Below are 23,987 nucleotides of genomic sequence, written 5' to 3' on the forward strand. Positions count from 1 at the left end.
GGACGCCCTGGCCTGGACGCGCCTTCGTCAGCGCGTCGAGGAGCTCACGCCGTCGCCGACGGTCTGGCCGTCGAGATTTTGCGAGTAGCTGATCTCGCCCAGCGTCCGCAGTTCGAGCCGGAACATCACCGTGCGCGAATCCTTCGTCGCGCCGGCCTGACGGTCGGCATAGCTCTGGGTGTAGCTGACGTCGAAGATCGTGCATTCATCGGTGTAGTTGAGACCGACCGAGGTCGAGGCGGTTTGGAACAGCCCGGTATTCGGGTAGGTCGGCAGCGCCGTGGTCGCCGGCGCGGCGGAATAGGCGGCGTATTGCGTCCGGTACCGCTCGCGATCGTATTTGTACTTGTCGAGATCGAAGAGAACGCCGCCCCGCAGGCGCCAGTTCTGCGCCACGAGGATCGAGCCGTTGAGCGACAGGCCCTCGCGCCGGCGGCTGGTGCCGAGCTCGGGCTGCGGCTCGTAGCGGGCATAGCCGACCGAGGCCGAGATGATGCTGTTCGAATAGATCGCCGAGCCGTCGATGCGCTGGGCTTCCAGGCTGGTCGCATCGAGCCTCGCCGCGCCGGCCATGGTGAAGCCGCGGAAGGGCGAGAACTGCGCCCGGGCGACATAGTCGGAGACGTCGTTGGTCAGGCCGGAATTCAGGCCGGTGTTCAGGAGATCGCCCTGGGCGAAGGAGTTGCGTCCGCCGAGATGATAGGACTGGCCGAGCAGCAGGTTGGCGAAGGCCTCCCGGCCGAAGCGCCCGGTATAGAGCATGCCGACATTGGCGCGCGACCCGCCCTCGACGCGGTCGTAGCCGGAGAATTTGCCGCTCCACTCGAACAGGTTCGAAGCGTCGAAGACCAGGCTCTGCGAATCCTCGTTGGCGATGCGCAGGCTGCTGGTCTCGTTCGGGCGGGCGACGATCTGCGCCACCGGCTCGATGATATGCGTGCCCCAATTCGTCCTGGCTACGAAGGGATAGCGGTACATCATGCCGACCGCCGGCATGGCGCGGCCGAACACCTCGTCCGACGGATCGGCGATGGTCGTGACGCGGTTGTTGAAATAGCCGGTCGTCGACGGGTTGACCGAGAACAGGTCGGCCCGCAGCGAGGCGTAGGGGGTCCAAACCTGGCCGATCGGATCGATGAAGTTGCGCCGCCAGGAGACCTCCGCCGTGGCGCGGGCGATATTGCCGGCCAGCCCGCGCACCAGGCACTTGTCCTTGGTATAGACGGCGCAGCCATCATAGAGCGAATAGCTCGGCGTCACGAGCAGGCTCGTCGATTGCGCCGGGATCTCCTGGAAGGCCGCCGCCTCGCGCGAGAGGTTCGTCAGATTGACGTTGAAGGAGAGCTCGCCGCCCAGGAAACTGGGTTTGTGGACGCGCTTGTTGTAGTCGAGCACCGGCAGCACGACCGGCTGCTGCTTCTGCCAATCCGAGGAGGTCAGCGGCTGGAAATAATAGCCGCGCAGGTCGAACCAGGCGCTCTCGCTCTGGCCGTTGAGATAGACCGTCGAGATCGATTCCTGCAGATAGGTGGTCGAGCTGATGCTCTCATTGATGATGCGATAGTTCTTGTAGAACCAGCGATCGGTCGATCCGGCGACGTTCCAGCCGAAATTCCAGCGCGGGTTGATGAAGAACTTGCCGCTGCTCTCCACCGAACCGCGGAAATCCTTGTCGCCGGCGCCGAGCGGCGTCGGCAGGAAGGCGGTCGGCTCCTTTTGGAAAATGCCGGAGACGCGGATCTTGTAGGAGCCGTTGACCAGCCTGTGGCGCCATTCCGCCTGGCCGAGCAGGCCCTGCCGCGACAGATAGGTCGGCGTCAGCGTCAGATCGTAATTGGGGGCGAGGTTGAAGAAATAGCTCAGCCCGACGCCATAGCCCAGCGCGTTGGTGTTGATGAATTTTGGCGCGAGGAAGCCGGATTTGCGCTTGACGGTCGAATCCGGGCCCGAGAAATACGGGATATAGGCGATCGGAACGCCGGCGAATTCGAGCCGCGCATCCTCGTAATAGATCGTCTGTTCCGACTTCTTGTGGATGATGCGGGCGGCCCGTACCTGCCAAAGCGGCGGCCGCTCAGGCTTGTCCACGCAGGGCTCGCAGGCGGTGTAGATGCCCTTGTCGAAGATGAAGGTCTCGCCATCCGTCCGCTCGGCCCGCGGCGCGGTGAAGCGGGTCTTGTCGGTGTTCACCACCCGCAACGAATCGATGAAGCCGTCGCGGAAATCATCGGTGAGATTGAAGCGGTCGCCGGTGATGACGCTGCCGTTGCTCTCGGTGATGCGGGCATTGCCCGTGGCGATGACGCGGCTGTTCTTGCGGTTGTAGACGACGCGGTCGGCCTCGATGGTCCGGCCCTGATAGAGGATCTGGACATTGCCGACGGCGGACACCGTGTCGTTGTCCTTGTCGTAGACCAGTTCGCGCGCGTCCACGACCATCCGCTCCTGGGGAGCGGGCGCCGGCACCTGTGCCCAGGCCGGGCCGGCGCAGAGCAGAGGGGCGAGGCTCGAGGCAAGCGCTGTCGCAGCTGCAAAGCGCGTCATGCCTTTCACGCTCCACCTCATACGAGCAACCCTAAATTAACCATAGGCACAGTATATCTCACCCGTCTTCCTGATGCAGGAGCGCCAGGACGCCGAGCATGGTTCCCACCACGGCCGGCAGCCAGGCTGCGATCACCGGGCTCACGATGCCCGTCGATCCCAACTCCTCCGACAGCTGTGTCGCCACATACAGCACGAAGCCAGCCGCAACACCACCTATCACCAGTCTGGTCACACCACCAAACCTGAAAAATCTTAAGGAAACGGACGCGGCCACGAGCACCATCGCGACCAGCAGCAGCGGCCGCGCCAGAAGCGATTGATAACGCAGCTCATATCGCGTCGTGTCCAGGCCTGCGCGTTTTGTCTGCTCAATGACCGAGGGCATCGACCAGAAGCCGACGGCGTCGGGCGGGGTGAAGCTTTGGCGCATCTGGTCCAGTTCCAGCGTCGTGGCGAACAGGTAGCTCGTGTAGCTCTGTGGCTCTTCCGTGGCGGAGGTCACACGCGCGTCGACGAGCTCCCAATGGCCGGTGCGCAGCATGGCCTGGCGGGCGTCGATGCGCTCGATGAACCGTCCCGCCGTATCAAAGCTGAAGATCGTCACCTGCGCCAGCCCCGTGCCGTCGGGCAGAGCGGAGACGGCGCGGATGATCGCCTGGCCGTCGACGCTGCTCTGGCGCAGCCAGATCGGTTGGCTGGTCAGGACCTGGCCGGACCGCGCGAAGATGCGGGCCTCCAGCACGCTCGCCTGGCGTTTCAGCGTCGCCGAGATCGGGTTGTAGGCGACGACCGAGAGCAGGCCGATCACCCCGGCCACCAGCGCGGCCGGCTGCAAAAACTGCCAGGCGGAGACGCCGACCGAGCGGGCGACGACGAGCTCGAGCTTGCGGCTCAGCGTCAGCAGCGCGAACATCCCGCCGAACAGCGCGGCGAAGGGGAAGATCTGCTCGGCGACGGCCGGCACCCTGTAGAAGGCGAGCTGGACGATCAGCGGCGTCGTGGCGACGGGAGAATCGCCCGCCCGGCGCATCAGCTCGACGAAATCCAGCGTGCCGATCAGGAAGAAGAAGGTCACGAAGACGCTGAGGATCGCGCGGATGAACTGGCGCGTGAGATAGCGCCCGAAGGTCGAGACGAGCAGCATCAGGCGCGCCTGAATTTCAGGGCCAGCGCCGCGATCGGCGCCGTGACGGGCTCGAACAGCCGCGCCAGCCAGGGCCGTATGCTCTGCCCGAACAGGATCACCGCGACGGAAAGGATGATCGAGACCAGCGGCAGGAGATAGAGCAGCAGAACGGCGAAGCCGGAGCGCACGCTGGCGGTCCAGGCCGCATAGGCGCCGATGCGGACGGCGCCGACGATCAGGATCGCCGCCTGGATCGCGAAGGCCCGGCCCTGGCGGGTGGTGCGCGCCTCGCCGATGCAGGCGAAGGCGATCAGCATGAAGGCGAAGGGATAGAGCGGCGCCGAGAGGCGGTTGTGCAGCTCCGCGCGGAAGCGGCCGGACTGGAACTGGTAGTATTTCTCGTTCGGATCCTGGTTGAGGAGCTGCCAGGTGGTGCGCTCGCGCGGCTTGTAGATCACCCCGTCGCCATCGCCCTCGCCGGCGCCGCCGGCCGCCTCGCCCGAGAGGGCGGAGAGGTTCAGGGCGTAGCGCTCGAAGGAGATGATCGAGGTCGAATCGGTGCGGCTCTCGCGCTGGATCGTGCCTTTTTCCAGCATCAGGAAGCTGCTGCCTTCAGCCTCCACGGTGCGGCCGCGCTCGGCGATGTAGATCGAGGGCTGGTTGGGGTCGCGCCGGTCCTGCATGAAGATGCCGAGCAGCGCGTCGCCTGATTTTTCGCGGTAATGGAATGTGACGCCGGAATCGAGCGAGACGAACTGTCCCTCCTTGACGACATTGGCGACGAAATCCGCGCGGATCAGCGTGATCAGGTCGCGCAAAGCGCGGAACCCGGCCGGCATCACCGACAGCGACATCCACGCCACCAGCAGCGAGGTCGCGATGGTCAGGACGATGAAGGGCCGCGTCAGCCGATGGGGGGCGACCCCGGCGGCGTTCATCACGATCAGCTCGGAATCGCTGTTGAGACGGTTCAGCGTATAGAGCGTCGCCATGAACAGCGCGACGGGCGCGATGCCGGCGATCAGAGCGGGCAGAGAGAGCAGGGTGACGGTGAAGAAGATCATCACCGTCTGGCCCTTGCCGGTGACGAGATCGACCTCGCGCAGGGCCTGCGTCACCCAGATCACGCTCGTCAGCCCGACCAGCAGCACGATGGCGGCCACCGCGGCGATCTTCAGGATGTAGCGGTCGAGGCGCTGCAGGATCACTGAGGGAGTTTCCGTTGCGAAAAGTTGACTGCGGCGGCCGCTGCGGCCCTTGGACGACCGCCGCAACCCACCCTATGGTATAGGCGCAAACATGGCGCAAACGGGAATCGTTTGCGGCAGCCACCCCACCAGCCACTCCTACCCCGTCCTCGCCAGATTGTGAGCCATCGATGTCGCAGCGCCTCAAGCTTGAGCTGAAACCCCTCGACGCGGTCACGGGTCAGGACCTGGTCGTGCTCGTCGCCGACGGCCTTGCTGCCCCCGGCTCCGCGCGCGATCTCCTGGGCGAGGCGGGCGAGGAGCTGCTGGCGCGGGCGGTCTCCGTCGAGCGCTTCAAAGGCAAGGCGCTGGGCGGCCTGACCGCGCTGGCTCCGCAGCAGGCGCCCTATCAGCGGCTGATCGCGGTCGGGGTCGGCCCGCTCGCGGATCGGGACACGCTGGATTTCGCGAAGCTCGGCGGCGCCATTGCCGGGCGGCTGGCGCCGGGGCGCAGTGCCGACATCGTCCTGGCACTGCCGGACGCCGAGCTCTCCGCCGAGCAGGCGGCCGAGATCGCCCTCGGGATGAAGCTGCGCGCCTATGCGTTCGACCGCTACAAGACCAAGAGCAAGGAGCCGGACGAGGCCGAGCCGATCGGCGTCACCCTGCGTTTCGCCGATCCGGCCGCGCTGAAGAAGGCGCTGAAGGCACGCGAGGCGGTGGCCAACGGCGTGATGCTGGCGCGCGACCTCGTCAACGAGCCGCCCAACATCCTGTTTCCCGAGGAATTCGCCGAGCGGGCGGCGAAACTGGCGAAGCTCGGCGTCGAGGTCGAGATCCTCGACGAGAAGCAGCTGCGCAAGATCGGCATGCGCGCACTCCTCGCCGTCGGCCAGGGCTCGCGCCGCGAAAGCCGCGTCGTCGTGATGCGCTGGAATGGCGGCAAGGGCAGCGAGGCGCCGGTCGCCTTCATCGGCAAGGGCGTCACCTTCGATACCGGCGGTATCTCGATCAAGCCCGGCGGCGGCATGGAGGACATGAAGGGCGACATGGCCGGCGCCGCCTGCGTCACCGGGCTGATGCATGCGCTGGCCGCCCGCAAGGCCAAGGTCAACGCGATCGGCGTGATCGGCCTCGTCGAGAACATGCCCGACGGCAATGCCCAGCGCCCCGGCGACATCGTAACCTCGCTCTCGGGCCAGACCATCGAGATCATCAACACCGACGCGGAGGGGCGCCTTGTCCTGGCCGATGTGCTCTGGTACACGCAGGACCGCTTCAAGCCGAAATTCATGATCAATCTGGCGACGCTGACGGGTGCGATCCTCGTCGCGCTCGGCCATGAGAATGCCGGTCTGTTCTCCAATGACGACGCGCTCTGCGAGCGTCTCGGCGCCGCCGGCCAGGCGACGGGCGAGACGGTCTGGCGCATGCCGCTCGGCAAGGCCTATGACAAGATGATCGATTCCAAATTCGCCGACATGAAGAATTCGGCCGGGCGCTATGGCGGCTCGATCACCGCCGCGCAATTCCTGCAGCGCCATGTCAACGACACGCCCTGGGCGCATCTCGACATCGCCGGAACCGGCATGAACTCTCCGAATTCCGAGACCAACCGGTCCTGGGGCTCGGGCTGGGGCGTGCGTCTGCTCGACCGGCTGGTACGGGACCATTACGAGCGCTGAGGTGCCGACCCTCCCGTCACTGCGAGCGCAGCGAAGCAGCCCAGGACAGGCCGCGATCTGGGCTGCCGCCAGCCACGACGCGGCAGCCGTCCCGGGCATGGCGGAATGGCGGATCGGCCATGGCTGAAATCCTGTTCTTCCACCTGCAATCGCGTCCGCTGGAATCGGTCCTGCCGACCATTCTCGAGCGGGCGCTGTCGCGCGGACAGAAGGTCGTCGTCGAGGTTGCGAGCCCCGAACGCCTCAGCGCCGTCGACGATCATCTCTGGACCTATTCGGACGAGAGTTTCCTGCCGCATGTCACGGCGGCCGAGCCCGATGCCGCGACAAATCCCGTCGTCCTGACGATGCAGGACCATAATCCGAACGGCGCGGTGGTCCGCATCTGCGCCGATGGCGTTCGCATTCCCGACGCATTGCAGGATTACGAGCGCGTCGTCCTGATTTTCGATGGCGACGACCCCGAGGCGCTGGCAGCGGCGCGCGAGGATTGGAAGAAGGCCAAGGCTTCAGGTGCGGCCGCCAGCTACTGGCAGCTCGACGAAGCCGGCCGATGGGAGAAGAAAGCGTGAAATCGGCTGTTCGGTCTGCAATTGTCCTGATTCCCTGCGCGCTGTTGCTCGGCGGCTGCTCGGTCGATATCGGCGGCTTCTCCTTCGCCTCGGACAAGGCCGGCCCTGCCGACAGCACCGGCTCGACCACGCCACGCAGCGCCAGCCCCCGGGTCCAGACCCAGGAAGCCCGCCTGACCTCCGACGGCGAATGCGACGCGGATGTCTCGCTCGATTCCGCGACCAGACCGGCTCCCGCAGCCATCGCGGAAGGCATCACCGAATGCGAGTTGGTGAAGCTGAAAGGCGCCAAGCCGACCGATGTGCTGGTCGGCGAGAGCGGCAAGGGCCAGCGCGAGACGCAGGTGCTGTATTCCGAGCCCGGCGGCCGCGAGATCTACATGTTCACCGACAACCGCCTGACCCGGATCGTCAAGCCAGGGCAGGGGTGAGATTTAAATCAACGCGCGAATGATCAGCGTGGCGCCTCGATAGCGGCAGCATCTGTTCCGATGAGAAGGTGGCTGATCGTCTTCGGCACGGGGAAGCCATAGCCGTCACCAAGGTCCAGCCAGCTCAATCGGCCGGATCGGTGGTAGGCGCTCGTATAGATGTCGGCGCCGATCGCCTGCAATGCCAGCATCAGCGCCTGCATTCCGTCGAGCCCGTAACCCGAGCCGTTATGGGTGCCGTCTGGCCAGCCTATGCGATAAAGGCAGGACCAATCGCGCTCGCCCTGGACCGGGAGATCAATGGAGATCGGGATCTCGAAAGCCCGTTCTTTTGCAGAATAATGAAGTACCCTCTCAAGGATTTTCATCTTTGGCGGCTCAATAGTTGAAGGGCGGAATTTGCTGGCGAGCCAAGCAGGATGCGTAACGCTGGTAGGCCTGTTCATAGCGCGATCAAAGGCCGACCATTCGGCATTGGAAGATGTCGCGGTCGAACTGGGCTTCGCAAATCGCGCGCAAGCCGCGGCCTGTCGCAGCCACGAGCGACTGCAGCGGATTGCCGTCTGATCCAGCGCCACTGGGAGAACCTCCTGAAGTCCATTGCCCTGCATCGGGATGCCCTGCCGGCACGCGTGGCTGATCTTGGCTGAAGCCGTCTTTGGCGATCAGTAGGCAAAGGCGACCGAAGGCCGCCATCATGCGGTCGCCCTCACGCTGAGAGGCCAGTTCGAGACGGCGTCGACGGCGTGTCGGCAGCAGGTTTGAGGGCGCATTTGCTGTCCGCATGATCCGACTCCGACGAGGACCAGACCAGACGATGCATCGGTTGGACCCTGCCGGGGATCACTCGGTGACGGGCTAGGCGCTCTCCAGCTCCGCGCTCAGCTCAAGCCACTCCTCCTCGGCCGCTTCCAGCGTCTTCGCCAGGACCGCCCGCTGCTTCGAGAGTTCGCGCGCCTTGTTGGGGTCGCGGGCGAAGGCCGAGCCGTTGCCCAGCACGCCGTCGACCTTCTCGATCAGCCCGGTCAGCTTGGCGATCTTCGCCTCGGCGAGGTTGAGCTTCTGGCGCAGCGGCCCTTGCGCCGCGCGCTTCACCGCCGCGCCTTTGCGATCGTCCACTTTCGCGGCAGTCTGCGGCGCCTCCGCCGCAGGCTTCTCGCGCCGCGCGGCCTTTCCGGCGCCGAGCACGAGGCTGCGATAATCCTCCATGTCGCCGTCGAAATTCTTCACCGTGCCGTTGCCGACGATCCAGAGCCTGTCGGCGCAGGATTCGATCAGGAAGCGGTCATGGCTGACCAGGATGACCGCACCGGGATAGTCATTGATCGCATTGACCAGCGCCGTGCGGCTGTCGATGTCGAGATGGTTCGTCGGCTCGTCCAGGATCAGCAGATGCGGCCCCCCAAACGCCGCCAGGCCGAGCATCAGCCGCGCCTTCTCGCCGCCGGAGAGATTTTTCACCGGCGTTTCCGCCTTGGCCGCGGGGAAGCCGATCTGCGCCGCCTTGGAGCGCACCTTCGCCTCCGGCGCATCCGGCATCAGATCGCGCAGATGCGCCACCGGCGTATCCTCCAGCCTGAGCTCGTCGAGCTGGTGCTGGGCGAAATAGGCGGTCTGCAGCTTGGAGGACCGCCGCATCTCGCCCGAAAGCGGCGCCAGCCTGCCGCCGAGCAGCTTGCAGAAGGTCGATTTGCCGTTGCCGTTCGAGCCGAGTAGCGCGATGCGGTCGTCCGGAAGCAGGGTCAGGTTCAGCCGCGACAGCACCTTGCGCTCGCCATAGCCCGCCGCGACGTCGTCCAGCACGATCATCGGCGGCGAGAGCGGGCGCTCCGGTCCCGGCAGGCTGAAGGGCTGCACGTCGCGGTCGACGATGGTGGCGATCGTCTCCATCTTTTCCAGCCGCTTCACGCGCGACTGGGCCTGGCGCGCCTTGGTCGCCTTGGCCTTGAAGCGATCGACGAAGGCCTGCAGGTGCTTGCGCTCGGCATCCTGCTTCTCCTTGGCCTTGGCGAGCTGCATCTGCTTCTCGGCGCGCTGCTTGGCGAAGGAGCTGTAGCCGCCGCGATAGATCGTCAGCTTGCCCTGGTCGAGGTGCAGGATGTGGTCGACGCAGGTATCGAGCAGCTCACGGTCATGGCTGACGACCAAGACGGTGTGCGGGTAGCGCTCGAGATAATCATAGAGCCAGAGCGTGCCTTCGAGGTCGAGGTAGTTCGTCGGCTCGTCGAGGAGCAGCAGATCGGGCTCGGAGAACAGCACCGCCGCGAGCGCGACGCGCATCCGCCAGCCTCCCGAGAAATCGGAGCAGGGCCGCTGCTGCGCCGCCTCGTCGAAGCCGAGACCGTGCAGCACGGTGGCCGCCCGGGCCGGCGCCGAATGCGCTTCGATATCGGCGAGCCGCGTGGCGATCTCGGCGATGCGATGCGGCTCGGTCGCGGTTTCCGCTTCCGCCAGCAACGCGGTGCGCTCCGTATCGGCGGCGAGCACCACCTCGATCAGCGATTCCGGCCCGCCCGGCGCTTCCTGCGCGACCCCGCCGATTCGCCGGCCCCGCGGCAGGCTGATCTGGCCGCCTTCCGGCGAGAGATCGCCGGTGATAATCTTGAAGAGCGTCGTCTTGCCGGTGCCGTTGCGGCCGAGCAGCCCGACCCGCGCGCCATCCGGCAGGGAGGCGCTGGCATGGTCGAGCAGGAGCCGGTCGCCGAGCCGATAGGTGATGTCGCTGATCGTGAGCATGCAGGCGTTTAGGCGCTAACCCCTTCCCGGCGCAATCGGAAACGGCAGCAGCCCGCACGTGACATGGTTTCGCCATGATCTCGCCGCGCCGCAGCCGCTCTCTCCGGCGACCAAAGGTAAGTCGACGAGGGCGATTCGACATTGGAAGGACAGGGGATGGCTTCTCGTTTTCATTTCGGGCGTCGCGCTTCCGCGTCCTACGGCATTGTTGTGCTGCTCTCAATGTTGCTGGGCGGAGCCGCCGTAGCGTCAGGCTTCATCAACTGAAGTCTAGTCGTCTTTTAAATCAAATTTAATTCAAAACATTGGATTATCCGCCCCTCTCCATTGCAGCGGGTGCGGAGTCCCCTACGTTGTTCAGCCTGGTCATCCGTCTCCCCGCCATCATGGTCGTGATCGCCTGTCTGACCGGGCTGGCCGTGGCCACCGCCGCCTTCGTCGCGGTGTCGCTGTCGACGCACCAGGCCGTGGCCGCGAGGCTGCACGATCTCGCCGACAGCCATGCCCGGGCGATCGAGCGGCGCTGGAGCCAGGTCCGCAGCGATCTCGCCACGCAATCGCACCGGCCATTCGCGGCGGTATCGATCGCCGAGCTCGCCATCTGGTTCGAGCAGGGCGAGGCTCTGCGGACCGAGATCGTCGAGCATTACCGCCCGCGCGCCGCGATGAGCACGGAAGATCGTGTCGGCATCACCGGCGCGGGCCATGAGAACGCCTATTCCTGGCGTCACCCCGCGGTCCACGACACCTATGCCTCGACCGCGGCGCTGGCCGGCTATGCCGATATCTTCCTGATCTCGGAGCAGGGGCGTGTGGTCTACAGCGTGACCAAGGGCCCGGAATTCGGCAGGCTGGTCTCGGAGCCGTTCCTGGCGCAATCGGGGCTCGGCCGCGTCGTCGAGCAGGCCCGGCTGAACCCGGTCGGCGAGATCGCCAGCGCCGATTTCGCGCCCTATGACGTGGTCGGCGGCGAGGCCCGCAGCTTCCTCGCCATGCGGATCGCTCCCTCCTCCGCCACCGATCTCGACATGGCTCCCGGCTTCCTGGTTATCTCGCTCGGCTCGGCCTTCATCGACGAGGCGCTGGCCCTGACCACCGGCGGACTGCGGTTCACCACCACGCAGGTCGTCGGCGCCGACGGCTTCCTGCGCTCCGGTCTGGCCGGGCGGCTCTCGGGGCTGGCGCCCGCCGGCACGCTTGATCCGGCCGCGCTGCGCGCCGCCGCCGGCAGCCTGATCCCGATGAAGAGCCGGGACGGGCAGGCGTTGGTGGTCACCGGCCGCGAATTGCGGCTCGGTGGCTGGACCTGGTTCGTCTGGCTGACCAAGACCGAGGCGCAGGCCTTCCAGGTCATCGAGCGCCTGAGGTCCTCGGTGGTCATGGCCGGCATGGGCGCGGTGATCCCGCTGACGCTCATCGGGCTGCTGGTGGGGCTCTGGGTCGCCCGCCCGATTCGCGGCCTGGCGGATGCGCTGAGCGGCATCGCCGGCGGCGAGACGGATACCAGGATCCCCGGTGCGCATCGCCGCGACGAGATCGGCTCGATCGCCGCCGCGGTGCAGCGCATCCGCACGACGCTGCTCCGCGACGAGCAGGCGCGCCAGGCGGAGCGCGAGGAGCGGGCGCGCGAGGTCGAGCGTCAGCGCGTGCTGGTGATGGGGCAGCTAGCGGCCGAGCTCGAGGATTCCGTGCTGAGCATGACGAATTCGGTCTCCGCCGCCGCGGAGGAACTCGCCGCGACGGCGCGGGACCTCTCGCGCGGCGCCCGCGATACCCATGACAATGCCGGCACCGTCCATCAATCCGCCTCGCGCGCGGTGCAGGCGATCCAGTCGATCGAGAGCGCCGCCGGCGAGCTCAGCGCGGCGATCGACCTGCTCGACGCGGATATGCAGGCCTCCGAGGCGACGGCGCTCTCGGTCCGGCAATATGCCGACGAGATGTCCCCGGTCATCGACTGCCTCGCCGCGGGTGCGACGCGCGTCTCGGACGTGATCGGCCTGATCTCGGACATCGCCTCGCAGACCAATCTCCTCGCGCTCAACGCCACCATCGAGGCGGCGAGGGCGGGGGAGGCGGGGCGCGGCTTCGCCGTGGTCGCGGCCGAGGTCAAGGGGCTGTCCGGCCAGACGGCGCGGGCGATCGAGGACATCTCCCGCCAGGTCTCGCTGATGAATGCGGCGACCAGCGCCACCGTCGAATCGATCGCCGGCATCCGCAGCATGATCTCCGGGCTGAGCGAGGCCGTGGAGCGGGCCGCCGCGACGACGCGGCGCCAGCAGAGCGTCACTCACGCCATCGTCGCCGATGTCGGGGCGACGACCGGGGAGTTCAGCCGGATCGGCGACGCGACGCGGCAGGTCTCCACGGGATCGGAAGAGACCTCGGCCGCCGCCGCCGCCGTGCAGCGCGCCTCCGGGGAGCTCTCGCAGCTCGCCGCCTCGCTGAAATCCCGGATCAACGGCTACATCACGCAGGTCAGGGCCGCCTGACCTGCCGGTGCCGCCAGAAGGCTCGTCCGGCCGAGAGCGCGCGGCTTTCTCGGCCACGGCGCTTGTCGCGGTCATCGCGGGCGGCTAACCCTTCAGCATGGAGCGCATCGCCTATTATGCCGGGTCGTTCGACCCTGTCACCAACGGCCATCTCGACGTGATCGCGGCCGCCTGCCGGCTCTGCGACCGGCTCGTCCTCGCGATCGGCGTGCATCCCGGCAAGGCGCCGATCTTCTCCGCGGAGGAGCGGGCGGAGCTGCTGCGCGCCGTGGCGGGTCCGATCGCGGCCGAGGCCGGCGTCGCGCTCGACGTCGTCACCTTCGACCATCTGACCGTGCGGGCCGCCCGCGAGGCCGGTGCGACGCTGATGATCCGCGGCCTGCGCGACGCCACGGATTTCGACTACGAAATGCAGCTCGCGGGCATGAACGAAGCGATGGATGGCGGATTGCAGACCGTCTTCCTGCCGGCTTCCGCCTCCGTCCGTCACATCACCGCGACACTCGTCAGGCAGATCGCCAGCATGGGCGGCGACGTCTCACCCTTCGTGCCCGCCGCGGTGCTGGCGCAACTGCAGCGCAAATTCGCAGCGCGCTGATCGCGCAGCCGCGAATAACCCCGGCCAACTGCTTGCATTTTGGCCCCTCCAATGGTGTTTCTGGCGAGCCTGACTCGCCGTTCGCGCCGCGGGTCCACCCGTTCGAGTAATTACCATGCGCCTGTCCCGTTATTTTCTGCCCCTTCTGCGCGATACGCCCAAGGAGGCAGAAATCGTCTCGCACCGGCTGATGCTGCGGGCCGGCATGATCCGCCAGCAATCGGCGGGCATCTATTCCTGGCTGCCGCTGGGCCTGCGCGTGCTGGACAAGATCAACCGCATCGTCCGCGAGGAGCAGAACCGCTCGGGCGCCATCGAGATCCTGATGCCGACGGTCCAGTCGGCCGATCTCTGGCGCGAGAGCGGGCGCTACGACGCCTATGGCAAGGAGATGCTGCGCATCAAGGACCGGCATGATCGCGACATGCTCTACGGCCCCACGAACGAGGAGATGGTCACCGACATCTTCCGCTCCTATGTGAAGTCCTACAAGGACTTGCCGCTGAATCTGTACCACATCCAGTGGAAGTTCCGGGACGAGGTCCGGCCGCGCTTCGGCGTGATGCGCGGCCGCGAGTTCCTGATGAAGGACGCCTATTCCTTCGACGTCGACAAGGCCGCGGCGCGCCACGCCTATAACCGCATGTTCACCGCCTATCTCCGGACCTTCGCGCGGCTCGGCCTTAAGGCGATCCCGATGCGGGCCGATACCGGGCCGATCGGCGGCGATCTCAGCCATGAATTCATCGTGCTGGCCTCGACCGGCGAGAGCGAGGTGTTCTGCCACAGCGACTATCTCGCATTCGAGACGCCGGCGGCGGATACGGATTTCGACAGCGTCGAGGCGCTGCAGGCGATCGTCGAGAAATGGACGGGGCTCTATGCCGCGACCGAGGAGATGCATGACGCGGCGGCCTATGCCGCCGTCCCCGCCGAGAAGCAGGTCTCGGCGCGCGGCATCGAGGTCGGCCACATCTTCTATTTCGGCACGAAATATTCCGAGCCGATGGGCGCCACCGTCGCCGGGCCCGACGGGCAGAACCTGCCCGTCCATATGGGCTCCTACGGCATCGGCCCGAGCCGGCTGGTGGCGGCGCTGATCGAGGCGGGGCATGACGATGGCGGCATCATCTGGCCCGACGAGATCGCGCCCTTCGACGTCGCGGTCTTGAACCTCAAGACCGGCGACGCCGGCACCGACGCCGCCTGCGAGAAGCTCTACGGGGCGCTTCTCGCCAAGGGCTACGACGCGCTCTACGACGACACCGCCGAGCGGCCGGGCGGCAAATTCGCCACCGCCGATCTGATCGGCATTCCCAGGCAGATCATCGTCGGGCCCAAGGGCCTCGCCGAGGGCAAGGTCGAGATCAAGCGCCGCGCCGGCGGCGAGCGCGAGCTCGTTCCGCTCGAGGCAGCGCTCGATCGCTTCAAGGGCAAAGCGGCGTGAGCGCGGCAGAGACGAGCGCCAGCGACCAGCCGACCGGCACCCGCGCCTTCGCCGGCTTCGAGTGGCTGCTGGCCGGGCGCTATCTGCGAACGCGGCGGCGCGAGGGCTTCGTCTCCGTGATCGCCGGCTTCTCCTTCCTCGGCATCCTGCTCGGCGTCGCGACGCTGATCATCGTGATGTCGGTGATGAACGGCTTCCGCAAGGAGCTGCTCGAGAAGATCGTCGGGGTGAACGGCCATATCTTCGCCACGCCGATCGACCGGCCGCTCGACGATTACGACGTCGTTTCGGGGCGCCTGCGCAGCATTCCCGGCGTGAAATTCGCGATCCCGCTGGTCGAGGGCCAGGCCTTGGCCTCGTCGCAGACCGGCAATGGCGGCGTCTTGGTGCGCGGCATCCGCGAGGCCGACATCAAGTCGATCCCCTTCATCGGCGGCAATGTGAAGTCCGGTACGCTCGACGGTTTCGACGGCGGCGGCGGCGTCGCCATCGGCAAGCGCCTCGCCGATCAGCTCGGGCTGCAGGCCGGCGACAGCATCACCATCGTCTCGCCCAAGGGCGCTTCGACGCCGTTCGGTACCGCGCCGCGGATCAAGGCCTATCCGATCCAGGCGATCTTCGAGATAGGCATGACCGAGTTCGACGCCTCCTTCGTCTTCATGCCGCTGACCGAGGCCCAGGCCTATTTCAACCGCGAAGGCGACGTGAACGTCATCGAGATCTTCGTCGACAATCCGGACCGGACCCAGCAGGTCCGCGACGCTATCGAGGCCGATGCGCCGCGCCCGCTGGTGCTGTCGGACTGGCGCCAGCGCAACCGCACCTTCTTCAACGCGCTGGAGGTGGAGCGGAACGTGATGTTCATCATCCTGGCGCTGATCGTGCTGGTCGCGGCCCTGAACATCGTCTCCGGCCTGATCATGCTGGTGAAGGACAAGACCGCCGACATCGCGATCATGCGGACGATGGGCGCCTCGCGCGGCACGGTGCTGCGCGTCTTCCTGCTGACCGGCGCGGCGATCGGCGTGCTCGGCACATTGGCCGGCCTCGCGCTCGGCATCGTCTTCGCCAACAACATCAAATCGATCATGGCCGGGCTGAACTGGCTGACCGGCGCCAATCTCTGGGACCCGACGGTGCGCTTCCTGAGCGACATCCCCTCGGTGATCGACTGGGGCGAGGTCGCCAGCGTCGTCGCGATGGCGCTGACCCTGTCGCTGCTGGCGACGCTCTATCCGGCCTGGAAGGCCGCGCGGCTGGACCCTGTCCAGGCGCTGCGGATGGGCTGAGGCGGAACTGGCATGGCACGCGAAACCCCCACGCTCTTCCTCTCGCAGGTCGAGCGCTTCTATCCCCAGACCGACGCCCCGCTGGAGATCCTGCGCAAGGCGGATTTCGCCCTGTGGCCGGGCGAGCTCGTGGCGCTGGTCGCGCCGAGCGGCACCGGCAAATCGACGCTGCTGCATGTCGCGGGCCTGCTCGAGCAGCCCGATGCCGGCGAGGTCTATGTCGGCGGCATCGCCACCTCGAAGCTCGACGATCAGGGGCGGACGCGGCTGCGCCGCACCGAGATCGGCTTCGTCTACCAATTCCACCATCTGCTGCCGGAATTCACGGCGCTGGAGAACGTCGTGCTGCCGCAGCGCATCCGCGGCCTGCCCAAGGCCGTGGCGGAAGAGCGTGCCGCCGAGCTCCTGACCTTTCTCGGCCTGGGCGAGCGGCTCGATCACCTGCCGGGAGAGCTCTCGGGCGGCGAGCAGCAGCGCGTCGCCATCGGCCGCGCGGTTGCCAATACGCCGCGCCTGCTCCTGGCCGACGAGCCGACCGGCAATCTCGACCCGCACACCTCGCTGCACGTCTTCAGCACGCTGGTGGCGCTGGCGCGCGCGTCGGGCCTCGCGGCGCTGATCGCCACGCACAACCTCGAACTCGCCCACCGCATGGACCGCCAGGTCACCATCCGGGACGGGCTGGTTGTCCCGCTCTGACGGGCGAGCCACGGAGCCGCCGCATCCTGTCCGGGAGCCGCTCCGGCTCCTGATAGGCCGCGAGTGCAGCGTCCCGAGGAAGATGGCGCGGCGCCCCTCGCGGCATGTCCCTGCTCGCGTCTTCCACCCCGCCCACTGACCTCCCTTCCGACCGGCGTTAACACTTTCTTGACTCCGCCGCGCAGCTGGGCGGTGGATCGATTGACGAGAACAAAACACGAATTAAAGTAGACATATCGAAAACAACGGGGAGGGATCGACATGGTCGCGGCGCGAAAACTGGTGGCTGGCCTCGCGGAACTGCTCTCGCTCGGGCTGTTCTTCGGCATGATCTGGATCTGGGCTGCGGTGCTCTCGGGCCCCGGCGTCTGAGCCCCGGCGCCGCTGCCGCGCCTGCGGCCCCGACCCGCCCGCGATGCGCGGTGGACACGCTGAAATGACGCTCGACGCCCATGCGCCCGGCGCTTCATATGAGGCGGCGAAATCCGGCGCGACTCGCGCGGCGGAGGATGCGGGGCAGAGGTGCGAGATGGGCGAGAGCGGGCGGCGAAACGGCGAGGCGCGCATTCTGTCCGAGGTCGGCTTCGTGCATCTCCACGTCCATTCCAGCTATTCCCTGCTGGAAGGCGCCATGACCATCGCCACGCTGGCCAAGATGGCGGCCGCCGACGGCCAGCCGGCGCTGGCGCTGACGGACACCAACAACCTCTTCGGCGCACTCGAATTCTCCGAGAAGCTCGCCGGTGCCGGGCTGCAGCCGATCGCGGGCGTGCAGCTCTCGGTCGATTTCGCCGACGAGGCCGAAGGCGGGCGCCGGCCGCTCAACCCCGAGACGCCGCATATCGTGCTGCTGGCCATGACCGAGACCGGTTACGGCAATCTGATGAAGCTGGTGACGGAAGCCTGCCTCGCCACCGGCGGAGCCGGCCAGCCGCTCTCCAGCATCGAGCGGCTGCGCGCCCATCACGAGGGGGTCATCGCCCTGACCGGCGGCTATGGCGGCCCGCTCGACTGCGCGATCCGCAACGGCCAGCTCGCCCAGGCCAAGGCGCGCCTGCAGACGCTCGCCACCATCTTCGGCGACCGGCTCTATGTCGAGATCCAGCGCAATGGCCGGGACGAGCAGGAGGCGCTCGAGGCGCATCTGCTGACCCTGGCCTATGATGCCGACCTGCCGCTCGTCGCCACCAACGAGCCCTTCTTCGCCAAGCCCGCGGATTTCGACGCGCATGATGCGCTGCTGGCGGTGGCGGCGGGACGCCTCGTCTCCGATGGCGAGCGCCGCCGCGTCACCCCCGAGCATTTCTTCGCCAGCCGCATCGAGATGAAGCGACGCTTCTCCGATCTGCCGGAAGCGCTTGCCAATACGATCGAAATCGCGATGCGCTGTACCTGGCGCGTCGGCCAGCGCAAGCCGATCCTGCCGCGCTTCGGCGAGGAGGGCCGCGACGAGGCGGAGGAGCTGCAGATCCAGGCGAAGGCCGGGCTGGAGCTGCGCCTGGCCAAGCATGGGCCGGCGCCGGGCTATACGGTGGAGGAGTATGAGAAGCGGCTCGATTTCGAGCTGTCGATCATCACCCGGATGAAGTTCCCGGGCTATTTCCTGATCGTCTCGGACTTCATCAAATGGGCCAAGGCCCAGGACATTCCCGTCGGTCCGGGCCGCGGTTCGGGCGCCGGCTCGCTCGTCGCCTATGCGCTGACCATCACCGATGTCGATCCGCTGCGCTTCGGCCTGCTGTTCGAGCGCTTCCTCAACCCCGACCGCGTCTCGATGCCGGATTTCGACATCGATTTCTGCCAGGACCGGCGCGAGGAGGTGATCGACTACGTCAAGCGCCGCTATGGCGAGGAGCGCGTCGCGCAGATCATCACCTTCGGCACGCTGCTGGCGCGCGGCGTGCTGCGCGATGTCGGCCGCGTGCTCGAAATGCCCTATGGCCAGGTCGACAAGCTGACCAAGCTGGTGCCGCAGAACCCGGCCAAGCCGATCTCGCTGGTCGACGCCATCGCCGGCGAGCCGAAGCTGCAGGAGGCGGCGGCGGCCGAGCCGATCGTCGCCAGGCTGCTGGAGATCGGCCAGAAGCTCGAAGGGCTGCATCGCCACGCCTCGACCCATGCGGCGGGCGTCGTCATCGGCGACCGGCCGCTGGAGCAGCTGGTGGCGCTCTCGGTCGATCCGCGCACCGGCATGCGCGTCACCCAGTTCAACATGAAATGGGTGGAGCAGGCCGGGCTGGTGAAGTTCGACTTCCTCGGCCTGAAGACGCTGACCACGCTGACCACCGCCGTGAAGCTGATCGCCCAGCGCGGCATCACCATCGACCTCGCCGAAATCCCCTTCGACGACCCCAAGAGCTACGAGATGCTGGCGCGGGGCGAGACGGTCGGCGTGTTCCAGGTGGAAAGCGCCGGCATGCGCAAGGCCCTGGTCGAGATGAAGGCCGACCGGATCGAGGATCTGATCGCGCTGGTGGCGCTCTACCGGCCGGGGCCGATGGACAATATCCCGACCTATTGCCGCCGCAAGCTCGGGCTGGAGGCCCCGACCTATCTCCACCCGAAGCTCGAGCCCATCCTGGCCGAGACCCATGGCATCATCGTCTATCAGGAGCAGGTGATGCAGGTGGCGCAGGCGCTGTCGGGCTATTCGCTCGGCGAAGCGGACCTGCTGCGCCGCGCCATGGGCAAGAAGATCAAGGCGGAGATGGACGCCCAGCGCGACCGCTTCGTCCGCGGCGCCACCGAAGGCGGCATGACCAAGGACATCGCCTCCGAAATTTTCGATCTTCTGGCGAAATTCGCCGATTACGGCTTCAACAAGAGCCATGCCGCGGCCTATGCGGTGGTCGCCTATCAGACCGCCTATCTCAAAGCCAATTACCCCGTCGAGTTTCTGGCGGCGTCGATGACGCTCGACATGGGCAACACCGACAAGCTCTCGGAATTCCGGCGCGATGCCGAGCGCATCGGCATCAAGGTCGAGCGCCCGACGATCAACCGCTCCGGTGTCGCCTTCGACGTCGCCGATGGCGCGATCTTCTATGCGCTGGCCGCGATCAAGGGCGTCGGCGGGGCGGCGGTGGAGGCGATCGTGCAGGCGCGGCGCGCCGGCGGCCCCTTCCGCGACCTCGCCGATTTCGCGCGGCGCATCGACACCAAGCAGGTCAACCGCCGCACCATCGAGGCCTTGATCGCCGCGGGCGCGCTGGACGAGCTCGAGCCGGAGCGGGCCCGTGCCATGGCCGCGGTCGACGGTGTCCTCGCCCTCTCCAACCGCACCCGCGAGGCGGCGGCCGGCGGCCAGTCGGAGCTGTTCGGCGGCGGCATGGTGCAGGAAGCCTTCCGCATCCCGCCGGTCGAGCCCTGGTCACCGGCTGAGCGGCTGAAGCGGGAACATGACGCTGTCGGCTTCTTCCTCTCGGGCCATCCGCTGGATGATTACGAGCATGTGCTGAAGCGGCTGCGGGTGCAGCGCTATGCCGATTTCGCCCAGACCGTGCGGGCCAACGGAACCGGCGTCGCCAAGGTGGCCGTCTCGGTGATCGACAAATCCGAGCGGCGCACCAAATCCGGCAACAAGATGGGCATCGTCAACCTCTCCGACCCGAGCGGCCAGTTCGAGGCGGTGCTGTTCTCCGAGGGGCTGCAGCGCTATCGCGACCTGCTCGAGCCGGGCAGGGCGCTGGTGCTGCGGCTATCGGCGGTGCTCGATGGTGAGGATGTCCGCCCGCGCATCGAGGATGCCGAGGTGCTGGACGATCTCGCGGCGCGTCAGAAGCAGGACCTTCTGGTCTATCTCCGCGACGACAAGGCGCTGGCCTCGATCGCCGAGCGCGTGCGCCCGCGCAGCGACGGCATGAAGGCGGACGGCAAGATCGCGCTGGTGATGATTCTCGACGATGGCGCGCAGGAGGTCGAGATCGAACTGCCGGGGCGCTATCCGGTCAACCAGCAGATCGCCAATGCGGTCCGGGCCGCGCCGGGCGTGGTCAGCGTCGAGCTGCGCTGAGGGCTGGCGCTGCGCGCCTGGCGGGGCTAGGATGCCCTTGGGTCAGGCGGAGATGGCAATGCCGACTCATGGGATGATGGACAGGCGCCAACTCATTGCCGGGGCGACGGTCTTGTCCGTTGCAGCGACCGGCCGGGCAGGGTTCGCACAGGAGAAACCGATGATCGACGCGAGCACGGCGCTGATCGTGGTCGACGTGCAGAATGATTTCTGTCCCGGCGGCAGCCTGGCGGTCGCGAAGGGCGACGAGGTCGTCCCCGTCATCAACGCGCTGGGCAAGCGCTTTTCGACCATCGTCATGACGCAGGACTGGCACCCGGCCGGGCATTCGTCCTTCGCCTCCAGCCATCCCGGCAAAAAGCCCTTCGATCTCGTCGAGATGCCCTATGGCGCGCAGGTGCTCTGGCCGGACCATTGCATCCAGGGGACGAAGGGCGCGGAATTCCGGGCCGATCTCGATCTGCCGACGGCGCAGGCGATCATCCGCAAGGGCTATCGCCCGCAGATCGACAGCTATTCCGGCTTCATCGAGGCCGACCGCAGGACGCCGACCGGTCTCGGGGGGTATCTCCGCGAGCGTGGCATCCTCCGCGCGGTGGTGGTCGGGCTCGCAACGGATTTCTGCGTGAACTGGACCGCGCAGGATGCGGCCAAGGCGGGGCTCGAGACGCTCGTCGTCGAGGAGGCCTGCCGCGCCATCGACCTGAATGGCTCGCTCGCCAAGGCCTGGGCCGATATGGCGGCGCTGGGCGTGAAGCGGGTCACGGTGGCGGGACTGCCGGGCTGAGCTTCGACGTCGCGTTCGGATCGCCGCTGCCATGGCGGCGGTTCCGCCCCGCGGGCCGGGGGGGCCTAACTCGCGCCGTCTACCGCGAGTCGTGAGCCGCGGCCTTGCTTTCCCGCCCTATCCCCTGTATGGCGCAGCCCATCCCACATGGGGCGCATCGTCTCGGCTCTTCGAGACGTTCCGGTGACTTGGCAGCCTATGCCTCGTTCATTCGCATCCCAGAGGCTCAACCGGAAGGACGATAACACCATGGCACTGCCCGATTTCTCCATGCGCCAGCTGCTCGAGGCCGGGGCCCATTTCGGCCACCAGGCGCATCGCTGGAACCCGAAGATGTCGCCCTATATCTTCGGCACCCGCAACAACATCCACATTCTCGACCTGTCGCAGTCGGTGCCGATGCTCTCGCGCGCCCTGCAGGCGGTGTCGGACACCGTCGCCCGCGGCGGCCGCGTGCTCTTCGTCGGCACCAAGCGCCAGGCCCAGGACGCCATCGCCGATGCGGCCAAGCGTTCGGCCCAGTATTACGTGAACTCCCGTTGGCTCGGCGGCATGCTGACCAATTGGAAGACGATCTCGGCCTCGATCCAGCGCCTGCGCAAGGTCGACGAGCTCCTGAACGGCGGCAGCACCGGCCTGACCAAGAAGGAGCGGCTGATGCTCGCCCGCGAGCGCGACAAGCTCGAAAAGGCGCTCGGCGGCATCAAGGACATGGGCGGCACGCCGGACATGATCTTCGTCATCGACACCAACAAGGAAGCGCTCGCGATCAAGGAGGCCCAGCGCCTCGGCATCCCGGTCGCCGCGATCGTCGATTCGAACTCCGATCCGGACGGCATCACCTTCCCGGTGCCCGCCAATGACGATGCCGGCCGCGCCATCCAGCTCTATTGCGACCTGATCGCCCGCTCGGCGATCGACGGCATCTCCCGCGCCTCTGGCGACCATGGCGTCGATCTCGGCGCTTCGGAAGCGCCGATGGTCGAGGAGGCCCTGGCGGCCGAGCCGGCGGCCGATGCCGCTCCGGCCTTCGAGCTGCTGACCGCGCCGCGCGGCGCGCCGGACGATCTGATGAAGCTCTCGGGCATGGGTCCCGAGACCGTGCAGAAGCTCAATGATGGCGGCGTCTTCCACTTCTGGCAGATCGCGGCCATGTCCCCGGCCGACGTCACCAAGGTCGACCAGGATCTGAAGCTCGGCGGCCGCGTCGAGCGCGAGGGCTGGGTCGCCCAGGCCCGCGATCTCGCCGAGGCGTGATCCCCCCTGCGGCGCGTCACAGGCGCGTCGCAGTCGGCTTCGAATGATGCGTGACAAGCGCCGACGGCCGGAAACGGAACGTCGGCGTTCTCCCATCGCAGGATCAAATCCCTTTCTTTCCAGAGGTCGCGCCGCCTTCCTGGCCGCGACCCGAGACCATAAGGACACAGGCACATGGCAGCGATCACCGCCGGGATGGTGAAGGAACTCCGCGACAAGACCGGCGCGGGCATGATGGACTGCAAGGCCGCGCTGTCGGCGGTCGATGGCGACATGGAAGCCGCGATCGACTGGCTGCGCACCAAGGGCCTGGCCAAGGCCGCCAAAAAGGCCGGCCGCGTCGCCGCCGAGGGCCTCGTCGCCGTCGCCGTCTCCGGCACCCGCGGCGTCGTCTCCGAGCTCAACTCCGAGACCGATTTCGTCGCCCGCAACCTGGAATTCCAGGCGCTGGCCCATGGCATCGCCAATGTCGCCCTGGAGAAGGGCGGCGACGCCGAGGCCGTGCTGGCGCATCACTATCCCGGCGGCGGCTCGGTCCAGGAGGCGATCGCCAACGCCATCGCCACCATCGGCGAGAACATGACGCTGCGCCGCGTCGCCGAGGTCAAGGTCTCGGCCGGCGTGATCGGCTCCTATGTCCATGGCGCCGTGGCCGACGGCCTGGGCAAGATCGGCGTCATCGTCGGGCTGGAATCGACCGGCAAGGCCGATGAGCTCGCCGTGCTCGGCCGCCAGCTCGCCATGCATGTCGCCGCGACCAATCCGATCGCCCTCGATCTCGCCTCGGTCGATCCGGCCGTGCTGGAGCGCGAGAAGGCGATCCTGGCCGAGAAGAACGCCGGCAAGCCCGCCCATGTGCTCGAGAAGATCACCGAGAGCGGGCTGAAGAGCTACGCCAAGGAATATTGCCTGCTCGACCAGGCCTATATCCATGACGGCTCCAAATCGGTCTCGCAGGTGCTCAAGGAGATCGAGGGCAAGGTCGGCGCCCCCGTCGCGCTGAAGGGTTTCGCCCGCTTCGCGCTCGGCGAGGGCATCGAGAAGGAGGAGCAGGATTTCGCAGCGGAAGTCGCTGCCGCCGGCGGCACGACGGGCTGATCCGTCCGAGGACGAGACACGAAA

Annotated in this window: 17 protein-coding genes; 12 read left to right on the plus strand and 5 right to left on the minus strand. The window is 67.0% G+C overall.

What is annotated here, in order from left to right; all coding sequences use genetic code 11:
• Positions 1 to 27: 27 nt before the first annotated feature.
• From ASG72_RS13910 to lptF, 3 genes are all read right to left on the minus strand, one after another.
• Positions 28 to 2,439, minus strand: coding sequence for an LPS-assembly protein LptD (locus ASG72_RS13910; protein ID WP_244488838.1), 2,412 nt, complete (start codon positions 2,437 to 2,439; stop codon positions 28 to 30).
• A gap of 163 nt (positions 2,440 to 2,602) precedes the next feature.
• Positions 2,603 to 3,691, minus strand: a complete 1,089-nt coding sequence (gene lptG, locus ASG72_RS13915; RefSeq protein WP_056713203.1) for an LPS export ABC transporter permease LptG — start codon at positions 3,689 to 3,691, stop codon at positions 2,603 to 2,605.
• Positions 3,691 to 4,881: an LPS export ABC transporter permease LptF gene (gene lptF, locus ASG72_RS13920; RefSeq protein WP_244488803.1), complete on the minus strand. Its 1,191-nt coding sequence runs from the start codon at positions 4,879 to 4,881 to the stop codon at positions 3,691 to 3,693. The genes lptG and lptF overlap by 1 nt, the downstream gene beginning before the upstream one ends.
• Before the next feature lie 170 nt (positions 4,882 to 5,051).
• Between lptF and ASG72_RS13925 the strand changes: the two genes are divergently transcribed.
• The 3 genes from ASG72_RS13925 (at position 5,052) to ASG72_RS21285 (ending at position 7,548) form a co-directional block, all read left to right on the plus strand.
• The gene (locus tag ASG72_RS13925; protein WP_056713206.1) at positions 5,052 to 6,545 is read left to right on the plus strand and encodes a leucyl aminopeptidase; all 1,494 of its coding nucleotides are present in this window, start codon (positions 5,052 to 5,054) and stop codon (positions 6,543 to 6,545) included.
• A gap of 119 nt (positions 6,546 to 6,664) precedes the next feature.
• On the plus strand, positions 6,665 to 7,117 hold the full coding sequence (locus ASG72_RS13930; protein WP_056713208.1) for a DNA polymerase III subunit chi: 453 nt from the start codon (positions 6,665 to 6,667) through the stop codon (positions 7,115 to 7,117).
• A gap of 44 nt (positions 7,118 to 7,161) precedes the next feature.
• Positions 7,162 to 7,548, plus strand: a complete 387-nt coding sequence (locus ASG72_RS21285) for a hypothetical protein (protein WP_244488804.1) — start codon at positions 7,162 to 7,164, stop codon at positions 7,546 to 7,548.
• Between the two features lie 23 nt (positions 7,549 to 7,571).
• On the opposite strand, the gene ASG72_RS21290 is transcribed toward ASG72_RS21285, so the two are convergent.
• Together ASG72_RS21290 and ASG72_RS13945 are read right to left on the minus strand one after the other, a co-directional pair.
• On the minus strand, positions 7,572 to 8,126 hold the full coding sequence (locus ASG72_RS21290; protein ID WP_244488805.1) for a hypothetical protein: 555 nt from the start codon (positions 8,124 to 8,126) through the stop codon (positions 7,572 to 7,574).
• 280 nt (positions 8,127 to 8,406) lie between these two features.
• Complete coding sequence (locus ASG72_RS13945) at positions 8,407 to 10,284, minus strand: ABC-F family ATP-binding cassette domain-containing protein (protein ID WP_056713211.1); 1,878 nt, start codon at positions 10,282 to 10,284, stop codon at positions 8,407 to 8,409.
• Positions 10,285 to 10,637: 353 nt separating this feature from the next.
• Between ASG72_RS13945 and ASG72_RS13950 the strand changes: the two genes are divergently transcribed.
• The 9 genes from ASG72_RS13950 (at position 10,638) to tsf (ending at position 23,963) form a co-directional block, all read left to right on the plus strand.
• A complete protein-coding gene (locus ASG72_RS13950; protein WP_056713213.1) occupies positions 10,638 to 12,776 on the plus strand; it encodes a HAMP domain-containing methyl-accepting chemotaxis protein in 2,139 nt (712 codons plus the stop codon).
• A gap of 97 nt (positions 12,777 to 12,873) precedes the next feature.
• Positions 12,874 to 13,374, plus strand: a complete 501-nt coding sequence (coaD, locus tag ASG72_RS13955; protein WP_056713215.1) for a pantetheine-phosphate adenylyltransferase — start codon at positions 12,874 to 12,876, stop codon at positions 13,372 to 13,374.
• Positions 13,375 to 13,489: 115 nt separating this feature from the next.
• Positions 13,490 to 14,821: a proline--tRNA ligase gene (proS, locus tag ASG72_RS13960; RefSeq protein WP_056713216.1), complete on the plus strand. Its 1,332-nt coding sequence runs from the start codon at positions 13,490 to 13,492 to the stop codon at positions 14,819 to 14,821.
• On the plus strand, positions 14,818 to 16,110 hold the full coding sequence (locus ASG72_RS13965; protein ID WP_056713218.1) for a lipoprotein-releasing ABC transporter permease subunit: 1,293 nt from the start codon (positions 14,818 to 14,820) through the stop codon (positions 16,108 to 16,110). The genes proS and ASG72_RS13965 overlap by 4 nt, the downstream gene beginning before the upstream one ends.
• A gap of 12 nt (positions 16,111 to 16,122) precedes the next feature.
• Positions 16,123 to 16,809 (plus strand): ABC transporter ATP-binding protein, encoded by a 687-nt coding sequence (locus ASG72_RS13970; protein ID WP_056713220.1) that lies wholly within the window; start codon positions 16,123 to 16,125, stop codon positions 16,807 to 16,809.
• Positions 16,810 to 17,338: 529 nt separating this feature from the next.
• The gene (dnaE, locus tag ASG72_RS13975; RefSeq protein ID WP_056714696.1) at positions 17,339 to 20,821 is read left to right on the plus strand and encodes a DNA polymerase III subunit alpha; all 3,483 of its coding nucleotides are present in this window, start codon (positions 17,339 to 17,341) and stop codon (positions 20,819 to 20,821) included.
• A gap of 73 nt (positions 20,822 to 20,894) precedes the next feature.
• Positions 20,895 to 21,608, plus strand: coding sequence for a bifunctional nicotinamidase/pyrazinamidase (gene pncA / locus ASG72_RS13980; RefSeq protein WP_082540344.1), 714 nt, complete (start codon positions 20,895 to 20,897; stop codon positions 21,606 to 21,608).
• Positions 21,609 to 21,857: 249 nt separating this feature from the next.
• Positions 21,858 to 22,865 carry a 30S ribosomal protein S2 gene (locus ASG72_RS13985; RefSeq protein ID WP_056713224.1) on the plus strand — a complete coding sequence of 336 codons (1,008 nt, stop codon included), beginning with the start codon at positions 21,858 to 21,860 and terminating at the stop codon, positions 22,863 to 22,865.
• Positions 22,866 to 23,039: 174 nt separating this feature from the next.
• Positions 23,040 to 23,963 carry a translation elongation factor Ts gene (gene tsf, locus ASG72_RS13990; protein WP_056713226.1) on the plus strand — a complete coding sequence of 308 codons (924 nt, stop codon included), beginning with the start codon at positions 23,040 to 23,042 and terminating at the stop codon, positions 23,961 to 23,963.
• Positions 23,964 to 23,987: the final 24 nt, after the last annotated feature.

This window comes from Allobosea sp. Leaf344 (genome assembly GCF_001426225.1).
Taxonomy (GTDB): Bacteria; Pseudomonadota; Alphaproteobacteria; order Rhizobiales; family Beijerinckiaceae; genus Allobosea.

What these genes read in the sequence shown, in the direction of transcription:
- ASG72_RS13910 (WP_244488838.1), bottom strand. Translation starts at nt 2,439, where the DNA reads ATGGTCGTGGACGCGCGCGAACTGGTCTACGACAAGGACAACGACACG.
- lptG (WP_056713203.1), bottom strand. Translation starts at nt 3,691, where the DNA reads ATGCTGCTCGTCTCGACCTTCGGGCGCTATCTCACGCGCCAGTTCATC.
- ASG72_RS13925 (WP_056713206.1), top strand. Translation starts at nt 5,052, where the DNA reads ATGTCGCAGCGCCTCAAGCTTGAGCTGAAACCCCTCGACGCGGTCACG.
- ASG72_RS13930 (WP_056713208.1), top strand. Translation starts at nt 6,665, where the DNA reads ATGGCTGAAATCCTGTTCTTCCACCTGCAATCGCGTCCGCTGGAATCG.
- ASG72_RS13945 (WP_056713211.1), bottom strand. Translation starts at nt 10,284, where the DNA reads ATGCTCACGATCAGCGACATCACCTATCGGCTCGGCGACCGGCTCCTG.
- coaD (WP_056713215.1), top strand. Translation starts at nt 12,874, where the DNA reads ATGGAGCGCATCGCCTATTATGCCGGGTCGTTCGACCCTGTCACCAAC.
- proS (WP_056713216.1), top strand. Translation starts at nt 13,490, where the DNA reads ATGCGCCTGTCCCGTTATTTTCTGCCCCTTCTGCGCGATACGCCCAAG.
- ASG72_RS13970 (WP_056713220.1), top strand. Translation starts at nt 16,123, where the DNA reads ATGGCACGCGAAACCCCCACGCTCTTCCTCTCGCAGGTCGAGCGCTTC.
- dnaE (WP_056714696.1), top strand. Translation starts at nt 17,339, where the DNA reads ATGGGCGAGAGCGGGCGGCGAAACGGCGAGGCGCGCATTCTGTCCGAG.
- pncA (WP_082540344.1), top strand. Translation starts at nt 20,895, where the DNA reads ATGATGGACAGGCGCCAACTCATTGCCGGGGCGACGGTCTTGTCCGTT.
- ASG72_RS13985 (WP_056713224.1), top strand. Translation starts at nt 21,858, where the DNA reads ATGGCACTGCCCGATTTCTCCATGCGCCAGCTGCTCGAGGCCGGGGCC.
- tsf (WP_056713226.1), top strand. Translation starts at nt 23,040, where the DNA reads ATGGCAGCGATCACCGCCGGGATGGTGAAGGAACTCCGCGACAAGACC.